General features: G+C 56.9%; 1 protein-coding gene and 1 pseudogene. Both read left to right on the top strand.

The genetic code is table 11. The features are described from left to right. Positions 1-141 (top strand): annotated as a pseudogene (locus ABYT07_RS21045) (ABC transporter permease); the annotation flags it as partial. A gap of 307 nt (positions 142-448) precedes the next feature. Continuing rightward, positions 449-1456: YeeE/YedE family protein (locus ABYT07_RS21040; protein WP_372993943.1), on the top strand; the 1008-nt coding region annotated here is incomplete at its 3' end.

Below are 1456 nucleotides of genomic sequence, written 5' to 3'. Positions count from 1 at the left end.
TCCGACGCGGTGAGCCGGATGCAAGAATACCCCGAGCGTGTGTTGCTGCCGGGGATCGCGATTTCGTTGACGGTGTTGAGCGTGAATTATCTGGGTGATGGTTTGCGCGATGCGTTGGATCCACGGTTGCGGGGACGGTAATCCAACCAGGCTTTGGTCTTTGCGGGTTATGTCGGACTTGAGTATTTGAAAAAGGGTTAAGGGGGGCCACTTGGTCTCCCTTTTTTGCTTTTGCGAATTCATCAAATAAGAACGCAGTTTGGTCCGGGCAAGGCCATTCGGAAACCTGGAACGAGTCCCCGGATGATTGGTGAACACCAAACCCAAGTCGCGCGCCGTTTTGGAATATTTTCCCTCAGGTGATGCGGTTCAGGCGCACTGATCCACTTGATATCAGATATTTTCCGCGTCATTGGGAAAATATTCTGAATATTAAAGGATCAGAGCGATGTTTGAGTCATTCGGTTTTGAAAACACCACGCCGCAGCAGGCATCTGTTCTGTTTGCCATTCTTGTCGGCATCTTATTTGGCCTTTTGGGACAAGTGACAAAGTTCTGCTTTCGAAGATCCCTGATCGGTGATGATCGCCGTCTGGCGGCCGGGGTGTGGTTGATGGCCCTCGCTTTTGCCGTGCTCGGCACACAAATTGCTGTGGCTTTCGAACTCATCAGCTTTGCCGATCATCGTTTCATGATTTCTGACCTACCGATTGCCGCAATTGCCTTTGGCGGATTGCTGTTTGGCGCAGGTATGGTGTTGACGCGCGGCTGTGTTTCACGGCTGACCATTTTGGCGGGGTCGGGAAACCTGCGCGCTGCCCTGGTCATTGTTGTTTTCGCGATCGTAGCCCATGCGACGCTCAAGGGGGTCCTCGCACCTTTGCGCGTCGCGTTGGGCAGCCTGACCGTCGATGTGGGCAACGCCATCAGTCTGGCAAACCTGCCCGGCGGTGCTTTGGTATGGTCAGGTCTGATAGTTCTGGGCGCGCTGGCCATTGCGCTGCGGTCGGGCAATGGCGTTGGCGCGCTGGTCATGGGGGCCGCGATTGGCCTGCTGGTGCCGCTGGCCTGGGTCGGCACCGGGTTCATCTTGTTCGATGAATTCGACCCCATCGCGATGGAGAGCTTGTCCTTCACCTCCCCCGCAGCCGAAGGGTTGTTCTGGGTCGTGGCGAGCAGTTCGATCCCTGCCGGATTTGGCGTCGGCCTGTTCGGTGGCGTTCTGATCGGTGCGTTGATTGCCAGCGTCACCTTTGGCGGATTTGGCTGGCAAAGTTTTGAGACCCCTGCCCAAACCGGCCGCTATATTGCCGGGGCGGCGTTGATGGGCGTTGGCGGTGTTCTGGCCGGTGGCTGCACGTTGGGGGCCGGTCTGTCGGGTGTTCCGACCCTGTCGCTGGCAGCAATCCTTGCGATCGTGATGATCGGTGTGGGTGTTTTGGCGACACATGCCGTA

This window comes from Sulfitobacter sp., from assembly GCF_041552635.1.
In the GTDB taxonomy this organism is placed as follows: Bacteria; Pseudomonadota; Alphaproteobacteria; order Rhodobacterales; family Rhodobacteraceae; genus Sulfitobacter.
This window is presented reverse-complemented; position numbering and strand designations above follow the sequence as displayed.